This window comes from Rhizobium sp. RCC_161_2 (assembly GCF_041355235.1).
Classification (GTDB): Bacteria; Pseudomonadota; Alphaproteobacteria; order Rhizobiales; family Rhizobiaceae; genus Rhizobium.
On sequence record NZ_JBFUPL010000003.1, the window covers coordinates 322,605 to 342,360 of the forward strand.

General features: G+C 60.7%; 14 protein-coding genes. 2 read left to right on the forward strand and 12 right to left on the reverse strand.

Annotated features, from left to right (window positions below; all coding sequences use genetic code 11):
* Positions 1-49 precede the first annotated feature (49 nt).
* The gene (gene urtA, locus AB6803_RS09400) at positions 50-1,339 is read right to left on the reverse strand and encodes an urea ABC transporter substrate-binding protein (protein WP_007689929.1); all 1,290 of its coding nucleotides are present in this window, start codon (positions 1,337-1,339) and stop codon (positions 50-52) included.
* 230 nt (positions 1,340-1,569) lie between these two features.
* On the opposite strand from urtA, the gene AB6803_RS09405 reads away from it, so the two are divergent.
* Both AB6803_RS09405 and AB6803_RS09410 read left to right on the forward strand, forming a co-directional pair.
* Positions 1,570-4,959, forward strand: a complete 3,390-nt coding sequence (locus tag AB6803_RS09405) for an ATP-binding protein (RefSeq protein WP_371108625.1) — start codon at positions 1,570-1,572, stop codon at positions 4,957-4,959.
* Positions 4,952-5,875, forward strand: coding sequence for a response regulator (locus AB6803_RS09410; RefSeq protein WP_371108626.1), 924 nt, complete (start codon positions 4,952-4,954; stop codon positions 5,873-5,875). Before AB6803_RS09405 ends, AB6803_RS09410 begins: the two co-directional genes overlap by 8 nt.
* Before the next feature lie 139 nt (positions 5,876-6,014).
* Here AB6803_RS09410 and AB6803_RS09415 read toward each other — a convergent pair whose 3' ends face one another.
* The 11 genes from AB6803_RS09415 to AB6803_RS09465 all read right to left on the reverse strand — a co-directional run bounded on the left by AB6803_RS09415 (position 6,015) and on the right by AB6803_RS09465 (position 19,602).
* Complete coding sequence (locus AB6803_RS09415; RefSeq protein ID WP_371108627.1) at positions 6,015-7,136, reverse strand: branched-chain amino acid ABC transporter substrate-binding protein; 1,122 nt, start codon at positions 7,134-7,136, stop codon at positions 6,015-6,017.
* A 179-nt stretch (positions 7,137-7,315) separates the two neighbouring features.
* Positions 7,316-7,669, reverse strand: a complete 354-nt coding sequence (locus tag AB6803_RS09420) for a DUF6867 family protein (protein ID WP_371108628.1) — start codon at positions 7,667-7,669, stop codon at positions 7,316-7,318.
* 24 nt (positions 7,670-7,693) lie between these two features.
* Positions 7,694-8,422: an ABC transporter ATP-binding protein gene (locus AB6803_RS09425; RefSeq protein ID WP_007689938.1), complete on the reverse strand. Its 729-nt coding sequence runs from the start codon at positions 8,420-8,422 to the stop codon at positions 7,694-7,696.
* Complete coding sequence (locus AB6803_RS09430) at positions 8,422-9,294, reverse strand: ABC transporter ATP-binding protein (protein ID WP_371108629.1); 873 nt, start codon at positions 9,292-9,294, stop codon at positions 8,422-8,424. Before AB6803_RS09430 ends, AB6803_RS09425 begins: the two co-directional genes overlap by 1 nt.
* Positions 9,294-10,685, reverse strand: coding sequence for a high-affinity branched-chain amino acid ABC transporter permease LivM (gene livM / locus AB6803_RS09435; RefSeq protein ID WP_371108630.1), 1,392 nt, complete (start codon positions 10,683-10,685; stop codon positions 9,294-9,296). The genes AB6803_RS09430 and livM overlap by 1 nt, the downstream gene beginning before the upstream one ends.
* Positions 10,686-10,689: 4 nt before the next feature.
* Entirely contained in the window at positions 10,690-11,592 is a 903-nt protein-coding gene (locus tag AB6803_RS09440) for a branched-chain amino acid ABC transporter permease (protein WP_007689941.1), read from the reverse strand.
* A gap of 306 nt (positions 11,593-11,898) precedes the next feature.
* Positions 11,899-14,325: an FAD-dependent oxidoreductase gene (locus AB6803_RS09445; protein WP_371108631.1), complete on the reverse strand. Its 2,427-nt coding sequence runs from the start codon at positions 14,323-14,325 to the stop codon at positions 11,899-11,901.
* A gap of 218 nt (positions 14,326-14,543) precedes the next feature.
* The gene (locus tag AB6803_RS09450; RefSeq protein ID WP_371108632.1) at positions 14,544-15,098 is read right to left on the reverse strand and encodes a sarcosine oxidase subunit gamma; all 555 of its coding nucleotides are present in this window, start codon (positions 15,096-15,098) and stop codon (positions 14,544-14,546) included.
* A gap of 7 nt (positions 15,099-15,105) precedes the next feature.
* Positions 15,106-18,063 (reverse strand): sarcosine oxidase subunit alpha family protein, encoded by a 2,958-nt coding sequence (locus AB6803_RS09455; RefSeq protein ID WP_371108633.1) that lies wholly within the window; start codon positions 18,061-18,063, stop codon positions 15,106-15,108.
* Complete coding sequence (locus AB6803_RS09460; RefSeq protein WP_371108634.1) at positions 18,060-18,335, reverse strand: sarcosine oxidase subunit delta; 276 nt, start codon at positions 18,333-18,335, stop codon at positions 18,060-18,062. Before AB6803_RS09460 ends, AB6803_RS09455 begins: the two co-directional genes overlap by 4 nt.
* Before the next feature lie 13 nt (positions 18,336-18,348).
* Complete coding sequence (locus AB6803_RS09465) at positions 18,349-19,602, reverse strand: sarcosine oxidase subunit beta family protein (RefSeq protein ID WP_371108635.1); 1,254 nt, start codon at positions 19,600-19,602, stop codon at positions 18,349-18,351.
* Positions 19,603-19,756 lie beyond the last annotated feature (154 nt).

Below are 19,756 nucleotides of genomic sequence, written 5' to 3' on the forward strand. Positions count from 1 at the left end.
GCGGGCAGAGAAGCCTGCCCGCGACGGTCTCACATCAAGCAGGCGGAACTCAGGAACCCTTGCCGCCGCACTTGCCAGTGGCAACGTTGAAGTTGCCGCAGTTCATTGGCAGGCGCCAATCCGAGATCAGGTCTTTGCTGTCGGGCAAAAAGTCGGACCATTCATCGCCGACGACTTCCGGAGTCTGCGAAACGACGTCGAATTGACCGTTTTCCTGCACTTCACCGATCAGCACAGGCTTGGTGATGTAGTGGTTCGGCATCATGGTGGCGTAGCCGCCCGTGAGGTTCGGAACCGAGACGCCGACGAGCGCGTCGATCACCTTGTCCGGATCGGTCGTGCCGGCCTTTTCGACAGCCTTCACCCACATGTTGAAGCCGATATAGGCGGCTTCCATCGGGTCGTTGGTGACGCGCTTGTCGTTCTTGGTGTAGGCGTGCCATTCCTTGATGAAGGCGGCATTGGCAGGCGTATCGACGGACTGGAAGTAGTTCCAGGCGGCGAGATGGCCGACCAGCGGCTTGGTGTCGACGCCGGCCAGCTCCTCTTCGCCGACCGAGAAGGCGACGACCGGAATGTCTTCCGCCTTGACGCCCTGGTTGCCGAGCTCCTTGTAGAAGGGAACGTTGGCATCGCCGTTGATGGTGGAGACGACCGCAGTCTTCTTGCCGGCGGCGCCGAAAGCCTTGATCTTCGAGACTTCCGTCTGCCAGTCGGAGAAGCCGAACGGCGTGTAGTTGGTGATGATGTCTTCGTCCTTGACGCCCTTGGACTTCAGATAGGCTTCGAGGATCTTGTTGGTCGTGCGCGGGTAGACGTAGTCGGTGCCTTCGAGCACCCAGCGCTGCACGCCTTCGTTCTTCATCAGGTAGTCGACGGCGGGGATCGCCTGCTGGTTCGGAGCAGCGCCCGTGTAGAAGACGTTGCGCTCGGACTCTTCACCTTCGAACTGGACCGGGTAGAACAGGATCGAGTCCAGTTCCTTGAACACCGGCAGGACTGACTTGCGCGACACCGAGGTCCAGCAGCCGAACACGGCCGAGACCTTGTCCTTCTGGATCAGCTCGCGCGCCTTTTCGGCAAACAGCGGCCAATCGGATGCGGGGTCGACGACAACGGGCTCAAGCTTCTTGCCGAGAACGCCGCCCTTCTTGTTCTGCTCGTCGATGAGCATCAACATGGCGTCTTTCAGCGTCGTTTCCGAAATTGCCATGGTGCCCGAAAGCGAGTGGAGAACGCCGACCTTGATGGTGTCGTCGGCAGCAAAGGCTCCATGGAATGCCGTTGTCGACATGATGGCGCCCAAAAGCGCGCCGGAGACGAGAGTCTTCAATTTCATTGTTTAGTTCCCCTCTTTTTATCTGCCGCAACGGCTCGTAAACGAAGATTAACCGTTGCCTGCCCGGAATATCCGGCAGCACCGGGGGAAACCACATACGTAATATGACGTAGATGCCGGGGCGAAATGTGCAGTCTATGCCACTCTGATGCCCTTAAGCGCCGTATCGATCCGTGTTACGACATGTCTGGACCGCCGGAATACTGTGGCGGAACTGCTGAAGGGTTGGCATGGCAGCGCGGCAACGCATCATTCCGGTAAGACGCGAATATAACCGCTGGGTCGCGAACCAGACGCTGGAAGACTATGCCCTGCGTTTCACCGCCAAGAGCGCCCGGCAGTTTTCCTCGCAGCGTATCTCGCAGACGGCGATCGGCGCTATCTCCTTCCTGGCGCTGGAAGCGATCGGCGGCGCCATCACGCTCTCCTACGGCACCACCAACGCCTTTTATGCCATCATCGTCGCCAGCATCGCCATGCTGGCAATCGGCCTGCCGATCAGCCGCTACGCCATCCGCCACGGCGTCGACATCGATCTGCTGACCCGCGGCGCAAGCTTCGGCTATATCGGCTCGACCATCACCTCGCTGATCTATGCCAGCTTCACCTTCATGCTGTTCGCGATCGAAGCCTCGATCATGTCTGGCGCGCTGGAGCTGACGCTCGGCATCCCCTTGTGGATCGGATACATCATCAGCGCCGTCATGGTCATTCCGCTGGTCACACATGGCGTCAGCCTGATCAGCCGGTTCCAGCTGCTGACGCAGCCGTTCTGGATCGTCCTCAACATCCTGCCTTTCGTCTTCATCGCCTTTTCCGACTGGGGGAAGTTCGATCTCTGGCGTGCCTTCGCGGGCATCCATCAAGCCTCGGGCGTGCCCGGGAGCGCTGCTCCCTTCAATCTCGTCGAATTCGGCGCTGCATCCGCCGTCATCCTGGCGTTGATGTCGCAGATCGGCGAGCAGGCCGACTTCCTGCGCTTCCTGCCGCCGGAAGGCCATCGCAAGTGGCGTCATCGCCTTGTGATCTTCCTCGCCGGCCCCGGCTGGGTGATCATCGGTGCGCCGAAGCTGCTGGCCGGCTCATTCCTCGTCGTCCTGACCTTGAGCTCGGGCGTGCCGGCCGATCGCGCCGCCGACCCGGCGCAGATGTATCTCACCGCCTTCGGCTACATGATCCCCTGGCACAATGCAGCGCTGCTGCTGATGGCCGCCTTCGTCATGATCTCGCAGTTGAAGATCAATGTGATGAACGCCTATGCGGGGTCGCTTGCCTGGTCGAACTTCTTCTCTCGGCTGACCCATAGCCATCCCGGCCGCGTCATCTGGCTGATCTTCAACGTCGCCATCGCACTGCTCCTGATGGAACTAGGCATCTACAAGCTGCTGGAAGAGACGCTCGGCATCTTCTCGATCATCGCCATGGCCTGGCTCTGCACGATCTCCGCCGATCTCTTCATCAACAAGCCGCTCGGCCTTGCCCCGCCCGGCATCGAGTTCAAGCGCGCGCATCTCTACGATATCAATCCGGTCGGCCTCGGCGCCATGGCGCTGTCGGCGACGATCTCGCTGATCGCCCATTTCGGCGTCTTCGGCGCGGTCGCCGCCTCTCTCGCCCCCTATATCACCCTGGTCATCGCGCTGATCGCCTCGCCCACCATCGCCTGGGCGACCAAGGGCAAGTTCTATCTCGCCCGCAAGCCGCGCCAGAGCTGGAAGAACCTCAGCACCATCACCTGCTCGATCTGCGAACATCCCTTCGAGCCGGAGGACATGGCATGGTGCCCGGCCTATGCCGCGCCGATCTGCTCTCTCTGCTGCTCGCTCGACAGCCGCTGCCACGACATGTGCAAGCCGAAGGCACGGCTCAACACGCAGGTGGGCACGGTCGCGAAGACGCTGCTGCCGGCGACCATCGTCGCCAAGCTCGCCACCCGCCTCGGCCGCTACGGTATCGCCGTTGCCGTGGCGCTAACGGCCGTTGGCGCCATCCTGGCGATGATCGCGCATCAGGTCGGCTCCGCTTCACCGGAGACCGCGCAGGTGGTCGACCGCACCATTCTGATCGTCTTCTTCGTCTTCGCCGTCATCGCCGGCGTCGTCTGCTGGTTCTACGTACTCGCCCATGACAGCCGCGTCGTCGCCGAAGAGGAATCCTCGCGCCAGAACACGCTGCTGCTGAAGGAAATCGCCGCGCACAAGAAGACGGACGCCGCCTTGCAGAGCGCCAAGGAGGCGGCGGAGGCGGCAAACCGCGCCAAGAGCCGCTACGTCGTCGGCCTCAGCCACGAGTTGCGCACACCGCTCAACGCCGTCCTCGGCTATGCCCAGATCCTCGAGCGCGACGAGACCATTCCCGCACCACGGCAGTCCTCGCTGAAAGTCATCCGCCGCAGCGCCGAGCACCTGTCGGGGCTGATCGACGGGCTGCTGGATATTTCCAAGATCGAGGCCGGCCGCCTGCAGGTCTATTCAAACGAAATCAACATCAAGGACTTTCTCGACCAGATCGTCGACATGTTCCGCCCACAGGCACAGGCAAAGGGTCTTGTCTTCGTTTACGAACCCACCGCCGCCCTGCCCGACTATGTCCGCACCGACGAGAAACGGCTGCGGCAGATCCTCGTCAACCTGCTCTCCAATGCCATCAAATTCACCGACACCGGTAGCGTTCGCTTCGAGGTCGGCTATCGCAGCCAGGTCGCGACCTTCACCATTGCCGATACCGGCCGAGGGATCGCCGAAAAGGATCTCACCCGTATCTATGAACCCTTCCAGCGTGGCGAGGCCGAGAGTATCCGCCCGATGCCGGGCCTCGGTCTTGGCCTCACCATCACGCAGCTGCTCACCAACACGCTCGGCGGCGAGATCGCCGTCGTCAGCGAGAAGGACAAGGGCTCGATTTTCAAGGTACGCCTGATGTTATCGACGGTGATCCGACCGATGAAGCCGCCGGCGCAGGAGCAGCGGATCGTCAGCTATGAAGGCCCGCGCCGCACCCTTGTCGTCGTCGACGACAATGAGGACCATCGCGAGCTGATGCGCGAGGTGCTGGCGCCCCTCGATTTCATCGTGCTCACGGCCACCGGCGGGCCGGACTGTCTGACGCTGATCGAGGGCATCAAGCCTGATCTCTTCCTCGTCGATATCTCGATGCCGGGCATGAACGGCTGGCAGCTGGTCTCGCGGCTGAGAGAGAGCGGTCAGACGGCGCCGATCCTGATGCTGTCGGCCAATATCGGCGACGGCGCCGCTGCCAAGGACAGCGACGACAGCCATAATGACGCGATCGCCAAGCCAATCGATATCCGCCAGCTGCGCGACAAGCTTGCGCTGCATCTTGGCCTGAAATGGGTCTATGCCGATGCCTCCGCGCCGGTCCTGCCTAAGCCGCCGCTGCCGATGAAGAGCCCCGGGATAGAGCATGTGCGCGAGTTGATACGGCTCGGCGAAATCGGCTATGTCAGGGGCATCGAGGCGAAGCTCGCGGATCTTGCCAAACTGGACGAGAACCAACCCTTCACCGATGCTCTACGCACCTATGTCCAGGCCTTCAACCTCGACGGCTTCCTGGATTTCCTGAGCAAATTCGACAACGAAAAGGTAGAACCGATTGGCTGAGCCCGCCCATCCCCGCGATATAGTCTTGCTCGTGGACGATTCGCCGGAGGCACTCGGATTCCTGACCGATGCCCTGGAACAGTCAGGCTTCTCCGTGCTGATCGCCACATCGGGATCGGCAGCGCTGAACATCGTCGAACGCATCACCCCGGACCTGATCCTGCTCGATGCTGTCATGCCTTCGATGGACGGCTTCGAGACATGTCGGCGGCTGAAGGCCAATGTCGGCGTCGCCCAGATCCCGGTCATCTTCATGACCGGGCTGACCGAGACCGAACATGTTGTGCACGCGCTGGAATCTGGCGGGGTCGACTATCTCTCCAAGCCGATCAACGTCGACGAGCTGCGCGCCCGCATCCGTGTCCATCTGCGCAATGCCCGCTCTGCCCAGAGCGCCCGGGTGGCGCTCGATGCCGCCGGGCGGCATCTGCTGGCGGTCAAGGGCGATGGCGCGATCCATTGGTCGACACCGCAGGCCACACGCCTGATCAACGCCGCCACGGGCAGTGACGACGGCCTCGAGCTTGTCGTGAAGCACATCGCCGCCTTCATGAGCGAGCGCGCTCGCCTCGGCCCGGCGCGCGACAACCTGGTCTCGATCAGCAATGGCGGCCAGGCCGCCCTGCAATTCTCATTTCTCGGCGCAATCGGCCCAGACGAATACCTCTTCCGCCTCACCGCCACCAACCAGCGCGCCGATGACGGCGTATTGCGTCAGCATTTCTCGCTTACCCAGCGCGAATCCGAGGTGCTGCTCTGGATCGCCAAGGGCAAGTCGAACCGTGATATTGGTGAGATTTTGGGTCTCTCCGCCCGCACTGTGAACAAGCATCTGGAGCAGATCTATGTGAAGCTCGGCGTCGAAAACCGGGCGTCTGCCGCTGTGAAGGCGGCGCATGTGCTGCATGAGGTGTAGGTAAGACTGTTCCCTCCTCCGCTTGCGATGTGAAGAGACTTCCCCGAGCCGGAGGTTCCCCGCCTTGAAACGAAAGAAGCCCGGCCAATGGCCGGGCTCCCCCAATCGAACGCATCGCCGGAAACCGGCGTCTCGAAGATTACTTCGAGATTTCGTCGTAGGTGTACTTACCGTCAGCACCCTTGGACCATTCGTACATGACGTAGTCCGGACGGGTGATGTCGCCCTTGGCATTGAAGCCAAGTTCGCCGATGGCGGTCTTGAACGGACCCTTTGCCTTCAGCGCGTCGGCAACAGCCATCGGATCATTGGAACCGGCAGCCTTGGCGGCGGCAGCGATGACCTGCAGGGCGGAGTAGGAGTAGAGCGTGTAGCCTTCTGGCTCATAACCGGCAGCGCGGAACTTGGCGACGAGATCGGTAGAAGCCGGGTTCTTGCGCGGATCCGGAGCGAAAGTCATGAGCGTACCATTAACGGCGTCGCCGGCGATCGAAGCCAGTTCGTTCGAGACGATGCCGTCACCGGACATGAAGTGAGCCTTGACGCCCTGGTCGGCCAGCTGGCGCAGGATCAGACCAGCTTCGGTGTGCAGACCGCCGTAATAGACGAAGTCGACACCGGCATCTTTCATCTTGGCGATGAGGGCCGAGTAGTCCTTGTCGCCGGGGGTGATGCCTTCATAGAGGACTTCCTTCACGCCACCGGCGTTGAGGTTCTTCTTGGTTTCGTCGGCAAGGCCCTGGCCATAAGGGGTCTTGTCGTGAACGACAGCAACCTTGGCGCCCTTGAAGTGATCGATGATGTACTTGCCGGCAACCGCGCCCTGCTGGTCGTCACGACCGCAGGTACGGAAGGTGTTCCACAGACCGCGCTCGGTGAACTGCGGATTGGTCGAAGCAGGAGTGATCTGGAGGATGCCGTTTTCGGCGTAGACTTCCGAAGCCGGGATGGAAACGCCCGAGTTGAAGTGACCAACCACGAACTTGACACCATCAGCGACAAACTTGTTGGCAACCGAAACGCCCTGCTTGGCGTCGGAAACGTCGTCGCCAAGTTCGAGCTTGAGCTTTTCGCCATTGATACCGCCGGCTGCATTGATGTCGGCAACAGCCTGTTCAGCACCCTTCTGGAGCTGCGCGCCAAAAGCAGCATTCGGGCCTGTCAACGGACCGCCGACGCCAATGATGATGTCAGCCTTCGCAATGCCGCTGAAGGCGATCATTGCCGACAGAGCCACGGCCGACATGAGATACTTCTTCATATTGTTACTCCCAATTTTTTAAGCGGGTTCCGTTTGCTTTGCCCTGCGCAATACCCACCAACCATCGCGCCGGTATATTTGCCTCTTAACGCCTGGAAAATATGTTCCCGAAATATGGTAAGCGATTTCGCGAGCATTTCCAGCTTGGTATTCAGACTGTGCTCAGTTTCAACGCGGTGTCAATTCTTCTTCTTCCATGAAAAGGCCGAGGTCTTTTCATAGAGCCAATAATAATTATTCACCATCTGGTCCGTGCGCCGGTAACGATATCCGGCGGTGGCGAAGATGAGCAGAAGAACCACGTCGACGATATAGTTGAGAAGGTCGAACACCGGCCCATTGAACAGCGCGTGGTGCAGGAACTGCAGCGCAAGCCCGATCATGAATGTATAGATGACCGCCAGCGGATAAGAGTTCCAGTTGGACGCCACGGCGCGGCCGGCACGCCATGCGGTCCAGAAGCCCAGGAGCACGATGACCGTGCGGATGATCATGCGGCCGCCGGTATCGCTATCGATGAAAAGTCCCTGCATATCAAATTCTCCGCGAAACGGGGCTCAATGGTGGCCACCTTCGAGATAGGCCGCGCGCACTTCGGGATTGGCAAGCAACTCCCTGCCCGAGCCGCTCATTGTCACCCGGCCATTGACCATGACATAGCCCCGATCAGAGAGCTTCAGCGCAGCAAAGGCGTTCTGCTCCACGAGGAAGACGGTCAGTCCCTGGGTCTTGTTCAAAACCTTGATAGCCTCAAAGATACCCTTGACGATCAACGGTGCGAGACCCAGCGAGGGCTCGTCGAGCAAAAGCAGCTTCGGACGCGCCATCAATGCGCGGCCGATCGACAGCATCTGCTGCTCGCCACCCGACAACGTGCCGCCGCGCTGCGACTGGCGCTCCTTCAGACGCGGGAATAGGGTGAAGATCTTTTCGACGTCCTCATTGAAATATTTGAGCTTGTCGAGGCTCGCACCCATCTGCAGGTTCTCATAGACCGTCATGCGCGGAAAGATGCGACGCCCTTCCGGCGACTGCGCAATGCGTAGCCGGGCGATCTCATGCGTCGGCATGCGGGTGATATCCTGGCCGTCGAAGGTCACCGAACCAGCGCGGGCCTGCGGGCTGCCGCAGATCGTCATCATCAGCGTCGACTTGCCGGCACCGTTGGCGCCGATCAGGCTGACGATCTCGCCGCTGTTGACTTCAACATTAACGCCGGCAAGAGCGCGGATATTGCCATAATAGGTTTCGACGCCGTCAACTTTCAGAAGCGGTTGGCCCGTCATCAGTGTTCACCCTCCTGGAGGTGCTCGACTTCGGCGATAACCTCTTCCACTTCTTCATCCTCGACGCCGAGATAGGCTGCGATCACTCTTGGATCGTTCTTGACCTGGTCCGGCGTGCCGTCGGCAATCTTTTGCCCGTATTCGAGCACGACCACGTGATCGGAGATTTCCATCACAACCGACATGTCGTGCTCGATCAGGAGGATCGACGTACCGGCGTCCTTGCGGATATTGCGAAGGAACTCGTTAAGCACCAGCGATTCGCGTGGGTTGAGACCCGCGGCCGGCTCGTCCAGGCATAGGAGTTCCGGACCGGTGCACATGGCACGGGCGATTTCCAGGCGGCGCTGCGCACCATAGGGCAGATCGCCAGCCGGATCGTCGGCGCGATCGACGAGATCGGCCTTCTCCAGCCAGAAGCGTGCCAGCTCGATGGCATTCTTGGCTTCAGCGCGATATTTGCCGACGCCGAGCAGGCCGAGCACCGTATAGCCGGACGCCTTCATCAGCTTGTTGTGCTGCGCCACGAGCAGGTTTTCGAGTACGGTCAGGCCCGAGAACAAACGGATGTTCTGGAACGTACGTGCCACCTTGGCTTCGCGGGTAATCCGGAAATCCGGCAGCCGCTCCAGGAGATACTCCTTGCCGCTCTTCTGGTGGAGCGTGATCATCCCCATCGTCGGCTTGTAGAAACCGGTGATGCAGTTGAACACGGTGGTCTTGCCTGCCCCGTTCGGCCCGATCAGTGCGGTGATATCGCCGCGCTTGGCCTCGAAGGAGAAGTCGTTGATGGCCATCAGGCCGCCGAATCGCATCGAAAGATGATCGACCCTCAGCAGGACGTCGTCGGGGGTTGTGGTCACAGCGTTCATCAGCCGTGGCCCTCCTTGGTAAAGCTGCCGGACACCGCTCTTTGCTCCTTGAGGAAGGCGGTCGGCTCACGAGTTCCGACAAAGCCACGCGGTTTCACCAGCATGACGACCACCATGGCGAGGCCGAAGATCAGCATGCGGTAAAGTTCCGGAGTGAAGTCGGCACCGAAAATAATCTTGAGGAAATCCATGTCGCGCAGCAATTCGGTGCCGCCGATCATGGCGATTGCAGCAATCGCGATGCCCTTCAGCGAACCCATGCCGCCGAGAACGACGATGGCAAGGATAACCGCCGATTCAAGGAACACGAAGGATTCCGGCGAGACGAAGCCCTGACGAGCAGCGAAGAATGAGCCGGCAAAGCCGCCGAACATAGCGCCGGTGGAAAAGGCCGTCAGCTTGGTCGTCACGGTGTTGATGCCGAGCGAGCGGCAGGCGATCTCGTCTTCACGCAACGCTTCCCAGGCACGACCGATCGGCATGCGGCGCAACCGGATCGTCACATAGGCGGTCAACGCGCAGAGCGCCAGGATGACGTAGAACAGGAAGATCTTGTACCAGGCCGACGACGTCGACAGGCCAAAGGTCCTGATGACGTTGTGCGGATCCTTCATATCGAAGGTGTAGAGGCCGAACAGCGATGCCTTGGTGATGTTGGAAATACCAAAGCTGCCCTTGGTGACATCGGTCCAGTTGGTGAGCACGATGCGGATGATTTCGCCGAAAGCCAGCGTCACGATCGCGAGATAGTCGCCGCGCAGGCGCAGCACCGGAAAGCCGAGGACCATGCCCCAAAGGGCGGCGAAGATGCCGGACAACGGCAACAGGATCCAGAAGGACAGGCCGAAATGCGTCGACAGCAAGGCGTAGGAATAGGCGCCGACGGCATAGAAGGCGACATAGCCAAGGTCGAGCAGGCCGGCGAGGCCGACGACGATGTTCAGGCCCCAGGCAAGCATCACATAGATCAGGATCTGAATGCCGAAATTGTCGACATAGGTCAGCGATCCCTGCGGGCCGAAAAGCGCCAGCGCCAGCATCGGATAGACGAGCAGAAAGGCCAAGGCCATCTTGTTGAAATTCTTCGAGACGAAGCCCGGCTCGGCCACTACCGGCGGCACCTTCGCCTTGGTTGCCTTCCGTGCTGCCAGTTGAGGCTGGATGAAGACCGTAACCAAGAAACGACCGACCGTCGCAATGGCAACGATGGATGCCAGAAGACCCCAGCGCTGAACGATAACCAACTGGTTGTCGATGTTCTGATCAGTCTTCAGACCGATATAGAGCACGAACATTCCGAAGGTGATGAGCGCCGTCCAGAGAGCGTCGGTAAGCCCTTTCCGGACAAGGCCGGGCGCGGTCTTGCCTGCAACGAAATTTGAATTTGCCATGACGTTATACCTTCTCGACTTCCGGCCGTCCGAGGATACCCGTCGGCTTGAAGATCAGCACGTAGGCGAGGATGGCATAGGTCGCGACATCCTTATACGCGATGGCGAAATTGCCCGACCAGAACGATTCGATGAAGCCGATCATCAGGCCGCCGAGAACGGCGCCTGGCAGCGAGCCGATGCCGCCGAGAACGGCTGCGGTGAACGCTTTGACACCGGGGGTGAACCCGTCTGTGAAATTGGCGACACCATAATACATCAGGTACATCGTGCCGGCGACGGCGGCGAGTGCCGCGCCCATGATAAAGGTGACGGAAATGGTCCGGTCGACATTGATGCCAAGCAGCGCCGCCATCTTGCGGTCCTGCTCCGTGGCGCGCTGGGCGCGGCCAAGTGCTGTCTTGTTAACCAGGTACCAGAAGGCCGCGAGCAGTACGACCGTAATGACGAAGATGATGATCTGCTTCAGCGACAACGATACGCCATCGAAGTTATAGACATCGCCCACCAGCGTCGGGATCGGCTTGTTGCGCGGGCCCTGAGCCACCTGGATGAAGTTCGACAGCACGATCGACATGCCGATTGCCGTGATCAGCGGCGCCAGGCGGAACGAACCGCGCAACGGCCTGTAAGCGATGCGCTCGATCACCCAATTCCACAGGCTCGTCATCAGCATGGCGACGATGAGCATGACCAGAAGCAGGACCGCCACCGGCAGGCCGGCGAAGAACGATACAAGAACCAGGTAAGTGATGAGAGCGGCGAAGCCACCGAGCATGAAAACATCGCCATGGGCAAAGTTGATCATGCCGACGATGCCGTAAACCATGGTATAGCCAATAGCGATCAGGCCATAAATAGACCCGAGAGTCAGCCCGTTTAGGAGCTGCTGGATAAAATAATCCATATGTCATTTCCCCTGGATGCGGAGTCTATGGACCGCATCTCTTATTGATTGAGGTTCCTTTCGAGAGGGCCCTTCGCCGCGATTCCATACTGCTTTCGAAAGAAATGTGAAGCCAAAAAGGCAGGAAATTGACAAATTCTTTTCAAATGACCGTGCGATGGCGCAATTCGAACCAGAAATGGTAGAAAAACGGCATGATCCGGCTCAAAAAATAGCCAGGACAGCAGAATAGATTGTTTAGGCCGAAAATATCTCTTCGGGAACGGGCTCTCCAGCGAGCCCGTTCTCTTCATTCGAGGCTGGTGCTCACGAGCGCATGCGCGCACCGTCGGCGTCGAACAACGGCAGTGGTTGTAGCGCCGCCGGGACTATGTCTCCGAGCAGCTCGATCGACCATCCCCGCGTTTCGTCGGCAATCTCCTTGGGCACATAGCCGATGGCAACCGAGTGGCCCGAAGCATGGGCATAACCGCCGGAGGTTACCCAGCCGCAGACGGCGCCATCATGATAGATCGGCTCGTCGCCGATGACATCGGCATCCTTCGTGGCCAGAATGAAGGTGCGCAGCCGCATCGTTCCACCCTCGGCCTTCTCCGTGGCGGCCGCTGCCTTGCCGATGAAATTCACCTCCTTGGAAAGCGCCACGAATCGCCCGAGCCCCGCCTCCAGAGGCCCGTAGAGCGGGCGATATTCGCGCGCCCAGCTGCCATAGGATTTGTCGAGGCGCAGCGCATTCAGGGCTCTCAGGCCAAAGAGCCTGATGCCGAACTCGGCGCCTGCCTCCATCAGCAGGTCGAAGAGATAGCGCTGATGCTCCGGCTTCATCCAGATCTCATAGCCGAGATCGCCCGTATAGGAGACGCGACCGACAATGGCCGGCGCCATGCCGATATCCATGCGGCGGATGGACATGAATGGGAAAGCAGCGGTGGAGACATCCTGATGCGTCAGCTTTTCCAGGAGCTTGCGCGCCTTCGGCCCAGCGAAGGAGAGACCGAGCAACGACAGGCCGAGCGCCTTCAGCTCTACCGAGCCGTCCTTCGGCAGTAGGCTCTCGAACCAGCGCATGTGATAGGCCTCGGCAATTCCGGAGCCGATGACGAGGAAATCCCCCTCGCCCATTTTTGCGAGCGTGAAGTCGCCGATCAGCTTGCCGTCATGTTTCAGCATCGGCGCCAGCGTCATGCGGCCGATGGCCGGAATGCGGCAGGCAAGCAGCCGGTCGAGAAAGGCTTCCGCACCCGGTCCCTTGACCGAATATTTGGCAAAACCGGAGGTCTCCATCAGCCCGACGCTCTCGCGCACCGCCTTGGCCTCCGCTCCGACGACATCGAAATCGTTGGAACGCCGCCAGGAGAACTGGTCCTCCTCACCCTCGGGCGCAAACCACAAAGCTTGCTCCAGCCCATAATATGCACCGAAGATACCACCCGCCGCCTTGAGCTTGTCGTAGATCGGCGTCGTCAGCAGCGGCCGCGCCGCCGGCAACTCCTCATTGGGATAGCGGATGGAGAAACGGCGAGTGTAGTTCTCGCGCACCTTGGCATTGGTATAGGCAAGCGTCGCATAATCGCCGTAGCGCGAGACATCCATGGCAAAGACGTCAAAGCCTGGGTCGCCGTGGATCATCCAGTTGGCGAGCGCCAGCCCGACGCCGCCGCCCTGGCTGAAGCCGGCCATGACGGCGCAGGCCGACCAGTAATTCGTCAGTCCCCGCACCGGCCCGACCAGCGGATTGCCATCCGGCGAGAAGGTGAAAGGTCCATTGATGATCTTCTTGATGCCGGCATTGTTGAAAGCGGGGAAATGCCGGAAGCCGACTTCGAGCTCCGGTGTGATGCGCTCGATATCCTCGGCCAGCAACTCATGGCCGAAATCCCAAGGGGTGGTTACCGGCGACCAGGGACGACAGGCCTTTTCATAGGTTCCCATCAGCATGCCCTGCCGCTCTTGGCGCAGATAGATCTCGCCGTCGAAATCGACGCAGTGCATCAGCTCCTTGCCGGTGGATTTGTTGAAGTCCATCACCTCGGGCATGTCCTCGGTGATCAGATACATATGCTCCATGGCGAGCACCGGCAGTTCCAGCCCGACCATTCGGCCGACTTCGCGCGCCCAGAGGCCGCCGGCGTTGACGACATGCTCGGCAATGATCTCGCCCTGATTGGTGATCACTCGCCAGGAACCGTCTTCGCGCTGCACCAGCTCCTCGACCTTGGTGTGCAGATAGATCTCGGCACCATTCTTCTTGGCCGACCGAGCATAGGCATGCGTCGTGCCGTAAGGATCGAGATGGCCCTCGACGGGATCGTAGAGCGCACCAACGAACTGGTCCGGATCGAGAAGCGGCATCATCTCGTGCGCTTCCTTCGGCGTCAGCAATGTCGCCTCCAGGCCGTTGTAGCGGCCCTTGGCGAGAATCGACTTCAGCCAGTCGAAGCGCTGCGGCGTTGCGGCCAGCATCAGGCCAGAGGTCATGTGCAGACCGATATCCTGGCCGGAATATTCCTGAATTTCCTTGTAAAGCTCGACCGTGTATTTCTGCAGCTTGGCGACATTCGGGTCGCCATTGATCGTGTGCATGCCGCCGGCCGCGTGCCAGGTCGAACCCGACGTCAGCTCGGAACGCTCAAGCAAGACGACATCCGTCCAGCCGAATTTCGTCAGGTGATAGAGCACCGAACATCCGACGACCCCGCCGCCGATGACGACGACCCTGGCATGGCTTTTCATCTGGAAATCCCCTGTTTTCGGCTCGAAGCCGCAAGGAGTTTTCCCCTGCGACCGGCCGTATTTGCAGGGCAGCCTAGAGACTATCCAGGAGACCAAATAGCCCGAACTGCGAAACCGATATGTCTGTTTGCGCCATCGCGATTGTTCGGATCGCGCCATTCGCTTTCGGGCTTATGGACCCGTCGGAAAACCGCGTCACACCGCTCAGGATTGCAGTCTCAAGCGGCGAAGCCGGCCGTCAGCGCGAACTCGCGTCCCATCTCCATCACTTCCTCGAAAACGCTGCCGGCATAGGAGCGCGGCGCGATGATCTCGAAACGGTCGGGGCCGGTGCGGGCGAGATTGACGCTGACGTGGCAGCACAACATGCTCGCCGATTGCCCCTCGGCAAAGACCTGCGGATGCAAATCGACCGCCACGCATTTCGCCAGGATGCGGCGAACACTTGGGCCGGAAAGGCGCAGCACCACACGGCCGTCGCTCTGCTCGAAAAAGGAAGCCCGGTTTGCATCCAGCATGGCGAGGTCCCGCGCCAGGCTCTCCGCCGCAAGCGTCTCGGACACTGCCAGCCATTCGCGAGGCCCGACATGGCGCACGGAGATATCCGGCATCGCCTTCAGCGCCGCCAGCGTCCAATCCTCTTGCCCAGCATGGCCAAGCACGGAGAAGATGACGGGGCGACGGACCACGGCAAGATGGTTCGGATTGGGCTCGGCCTCGAAACCGGAGATATGATCTTCCAGAACGTGCCTGTTTTGATATGCGGCGCTCATCAGATCCTCACCCTAAAAGCTTCTTGTTGTCGGGATCGACGAAGACCGGATTGCAGACCTCGGCAACCACCTCCTCGCCGCGCAATCCGTCCCAGACGATCACATGCTCGCCGATCCGCTCGCGACCCGACTTCAGGAAGGCGAGCGCGATGAAATGATTGAGAACGGGGGAGAAGCAGGCCGAGGAGACATGCCCCTGATCATTCGCGGTCGACGGCTTGGCGCCCTCCCTCAAGAGGTGCGCGCCGGCCCAGATTTCCTTGCCGGCCTCAAGCGGCTTCAGCCCGACGAGCTGGCCACGGTCGGCGGCGGTCAGGCCGAATCGGGTCGAGAGACGCTTGCCGATGAAATCCGGTTTCTGCGTCGACATCATTCGGCCGAGACCGACATCGTCGGGCGTGGTGCGGCCATCCAGTTCGTTGTGGGTGACATGCCCCTTCTCGATGCGCAGCACATTCAGCGCCTCGACACCGTAGGCGCAGATACCATGCGCCTTGCCCGCCTCCATGACCGCATCCGCCACTGCCTCGCCGTAACCGGCGGGAACGGCGAGTTCGTAGGCCAGTTCTCCGGAGAAGGAGATCCGGAACAACCGCGCCTTCAGCCCGCCCTTCAGCATCACCTCAGCGGCGGCGAGGAACGGGAAGAACGCATCGGAAATATCGTCCTCGACGATCTGCTCGAGAACCAGCCTCGCCTTCGGTCCGGCGATCGCCATCTGCGCCCATTGATCCGACGAGGAGACGAAACGCACGTCGAGTTGCGGCCAGAGGTTCTGGGAGCAGAACTCCATATGCGACATGACCTCGCCGGCCATTGCGGTCGTGGTGGTGAGGAAGAAGTGATTCGGCGATAGATGGCTCGTCGTACCGTCGTCGAACACGATGCCGTCTTCACGAAGCATCAGCCCGTAGCGCGCCTTGCCGATCGGCAGCTTCAGGAAGGCATTGGAATAGAGCCGGTTGAGAAACTCGGCGGCATCCTTGCCGAATATTTCGATCTTGCCGAGCGTCGAAACATCGCAGAGGCCGACATTGCTGCGGACATTCAGCACCTCGCGGTCGACGCTGTCACGCCATGTCTTTTCGCCCGCGCGTGCAAACCACGAAGAACGATACCAAAGGCCGGATTCGACAAAAACAGCGCCGTTCTTCTTCGCCCAGCCATGCAGCGGCGATTCCCGCACCGGATGCGCATGCTTGCCGCGCGACGTGCCCGCCAGGGCGCCGAACGAGACAGGCGTATAGAAAGGCCGAAACGTCGTCGTTCCCACAGCGGCCGGACTGACGCCCCGCATGCCGGCGATGATCCCGGCAGCATTGACATTGCCGAGCTTGCCCTGATCCGTCGCCATGCCACTGGTCGTATAGCGCTTGGCATGCTCGGCATGGCCGAAGCCTTCGCGCAGCGCCAGGCCCAGATCCTTGTTGTGCACGTCGTTCTGGAAATCGACGAAGGCTTTGTCCTTGGCGCCCGGCATATGCCAGGTCGCAGCGAAGGAAGGATCATAGTCGCCCTCGACCTTGGGCATCTCGGCCACATGTGCCTTGCGGCCAAGACTTTCGATCACCCGCCGCGCCTTTGCAGCGCCGTCGGCAAGGCAGCCCGAGACGTCCTCAATGCCGGCCGCAGAACCGGCAATATCCAATTCGCCGCCGACCGTCGGCGCCATGAAGGCCTGCTTTTCCTCCGACCACACCGGCTTTGCGCCGCGCTGGCAGGCAAGATGAATGATCGGCGACCAGCCGCCTGACATGGCCAGCGCATCGCAAGCGATGAACTCGTCAAGCCCGCCGCGATCGGCGATGACGCCACTGATGCGATATTTGCCCTTCGTCGCCTGCACGGTGCCGCCATGAATGATGCGAACACCCTGCGGCGCGACATCGGACGCCGCGCTACGCGTATCGATGATCGCTGATATCTCGGCGCCTTCGGCCACCAGATCCTGCGCCGTGCGATAGCCGGAGCCGCCATTGGTGAACACCACCACCTTCTCACCCGCCACCACGCCGTAGCGATTGAGATAGCTGCGCATCGCGCCCGCCATCATCACGCCCGGCTTGTCGTTGCCGCCGAACACCAAAGGCCGTTCTTCCGCGCCGGTCGCAAGGATGGCGCGTTTGGCTGCAATGCGCCACAGGCGCTCCACCGGCAGATCCGGCGACGGCATCGCCACATGCTTCTGCACTTTTTCGACTGCGCCGAAGACATTGTCATCGTACCAGCCGACCACCGTTGTGCGCGGCATCAAGGTGACATTCTCGAAGCTCTGAAGCTCCTCGAGCGTGGTATGCAGGAAGGCATCGGCGGAAACGCCGCCGATCGACAGCCGTTCGGACAGCAGCGATCCGCCCAGACGAAATCCTTCGTCAGCAAGAATGATACGCAGACCGGCACGCGCCGCCGTCAACGCCGCCATCAACCCCGCCGGGCCGGAACCGATCACCAGCAGATCGCAATGCGCCCAGGCTTTCTCGTAACGATCCGGATCGGGCTCCATCACCGCTTTGCCGAGACCGGCGGCCCGGCGGATCAGCGGCTCGTAGACCTTCTCCCAGAAGGCTGCCGGCCACATGAAGGTCTTGTAGTAGAAGCCGGCGCCAAGGAAGGGCGACAGCAACCCGTTGATCGAGGCGACATCATATTTCAGCGACGGCCAGCGATTCTGGCTGACGGCGGTCATCCCCTGATAGAGTTCGGCGACGGTCGCTCGCGTGTTCGGCTCGGTGCGCCCATCCTTGCCGATCGTCACCAGCGCGTTCGGCTCAGCCGACCCCGCCGTCAAAATACCGCGAGGCCGATGATACTTGAAGCTGCGGCCGACGAGCAGCTGGTCGTTGGCAAGAAGGGCGGCGGCGAGCGTATCGCCCTCCAATCCCTTCATATCCTTGCCGTCGAACTTGAACGAAAGCGGCCGGCTGCGATTGACGAGACCGCCAGCGGCGAGACGATAGGCCGTCATTGCGCCGCCTCCCGCGCCTTGTCAGCCGCATCCGTAACGGAAAAAACCTCGTGGGTGACATTGCTGCGCTCGACGACCAGCCAGCGGCGGCAACCGGCCGCATGATGCCAATCCTCGAGAATGCGCCCGCGCTCGTTATCGCGGATATAGACGTAGCGATGCCAGTCTTCATCCGGCGCAGACGGTGCCGGACGGACGATCGAAGCGCCGCGAATGGTGAACTCTTCTTTTGGGCGCGTGCCGCAATGCGGGCAGTTGATCAAGCTTGCCATTGGTTTCGTGCCCTCAATGCAGATTCGGCTGCGGACCCTTGCCGCTTTCGTCGATCACAAAACCGCGCTCGAAGCGATCGAGGCGCATGAAGCGGCTGACCTCGTGGCTCTCGCCCTTGGCGATCAGGTGCGCGAAGCAGAAGCCGGAGGCCGGCGTCGCCTTGAAGCCCCCATAGTTCCAGCCGCAGTTCAGATAGAGATTGTCGATATGGGTGCGGTCGATGATCGGCGAGCCGTCCATGCTCATATCCATCACCCCGCCCCACGTGCGCAAAACGCGAACACGCGACAGGCCGGGGATCAGCGATACCCCCTCCTCCATCGTATGCTCGACGGTGGCGAGATTGCCGCGCTGGGCATAGGAGCTATAGTAATCGATATCGGCGCCGAAGACCAAACCGCCCTTGTCCGACTGCGATATATAGAAATGTCCGGCGCCATAGGTGATGACGTGGTCGATCACCGGCTTCAGCCCTTCCGAGACGAAAGCCTGCAGCACATGGGTTTCGATCGGCAGCTCCAGATCCGCCATTTGGCCGAGGATCGAGGTATGGCCGGCTGCCGCCAGCGCCAGCTTGCCGCAGCCGATGAAGCCGCGCGTCGTCTCGACGCCCGTCACCGCTCCGCTTTCGTCACGGCGAATGCCGATCACCTCGCATTGCTGGATGAGATCGACGCCACGGCTATCGGCGCCGCGTGCATAACCCCAGGCGACGGCATCGTGCCGCGCCGTGCCGCCACGCTCCTGCAGCAGTCCGCCGAGGATCGGAAAGCGCGCGTGGTCGAAATTGAGATAGGGCATCATCTTGCGCACCTGATTCCGGTTCAGCAGCTCCGCGTCGACCCCATGCATACGCATCGCATTGCCGCGCCGGGCATAGGCATCGCGCTGGCCATCCGAATGAAAGAGGTTGAGGACGCCGCGTTGGGAGACCATGGCATTGTAGTTGAAGTCCTGCTCCAGCCCTTCCCAGAGCTGCATCGAGAATTCGTAGAAAGGTTCGTTGCCCGGCAGCAGATAGTTGGAGCGGATGATCGTGGTGTTGCGGCCGGCATTGCCGGAGCCGAGATAGCTCTTTTCGAGCACGGCAACATTGGTAATGCCGAACTCCTTGGCGAGATAATAGGCCGTCGCCAGCCCATGCCCACCACCGCCGACGATGATCACATCGTAATGCGGCTTCGGCTCCGGGGTTCGCCACACAGGCTGCCAATGCCGGTTTCCCGAAAGCGCCTGTTTTAGAAGCTGATATGCCGAATAACGCATGGATGAATCCCGATCTCTACCCGGCCGCACATTCGCATATGCAATAAAAACGACAAGTCCCGAAAGGACGGAAAATCTTCGCAAACAGGACATCTTCTTTCCCGAATGCGCAGCCGCGACAAACCGCTGTATCCCAAAAGTCACGCGGTCCTGC

Coding starts and splice junctions, on each gene's coding strand:
- AB6803_RS09425 (WP_007689938.1), bottom strand. CDS start 8,422: ATGACGGGCCAACCGCTTCTGAAAGTTGACGGCGTCGAAACCTATTAT.
- AB6803_RS09405 (WP_371108625.1), top strand. CDS start 1,570: ATGGCAGCGCGGCAACGCATCATTCCGGTAAGACGCGAATATAACCGC.
- AB6803_RS09415 (WP_371108627.1), bottom strand. CDS start 7,136: ATGAAGAAGTATCTCATGTCGGCCGTGGCTCTGTCGGCAATGATCGCC.
- AB6803_RS09465 (WP_371108635.1), bottom strand. CDS start 19,602: ATGCGTTATTCGGCATATCAGCTTCTAAAACAGGCGCTTTCGGGAAAC.
- AB6803_RS09450 (WP_371108632.1), bottom strand. CDS start 15,098: ATGAGCGCCGCATATCAAAACAGGCACGTTCTGGAAGATCATATCTCC.
- AB6803_RS09440 (WP_007689941.1), bottom strand. CDS start 11,592: ATGGATTATTTTATCCAGCAGCTCCTAAACGGGCTGACTCTCGGGTCT.
- AB6803_RS09460 (WP_371108634.1), bottom strand. CDS start 18,335: ATGGCAAGCTTGATCAACTGCCCGCATTGCGGCACGCGCCCAAAAGAA.
- AB6803_RS09455 (WP_371108633.1), bottom strand. CDS start 18,063: ATGACGGCCTATCGTCTCGCCGCTGGCGGTCTCGTCAATCGCAGCCGG.
- AB6803_RS09445 (WP_371108631.1), bottom strand. CDS start 14,325: ATGAAAAGCCATGCCAGGGTCGTCGTCATCGGCGGCGGGGTCGTCGGA.
- urtA (WP_007689929.1), bottom strand. CDS start 1,339: ATGAAATTGAAGACTCTCGTCTCCGGCGCGCTTTTGGGCGCCATCATG.
- AB6803_RS09430 (WP_371108629.1), bottom strand. CDS start 9,294: ATGAACGCTGTGACCACAACCCCCGACGACGTCCTGCTGAGGGTCGAT.
- AB6803_RS09420 (WP_371108628.1), bottom strand. CDS start 7,669: ATGCAGGGACTTTTCATCGATAGCGATACCGGCGGCCGCATGATCATC.
- livM (WP_371108630.1), bottom strand. CDS start 10,685: ATGGCAAATTCAAATTTCGTTGCAGGCAAGACCGCGCCCGGCCTTGTC.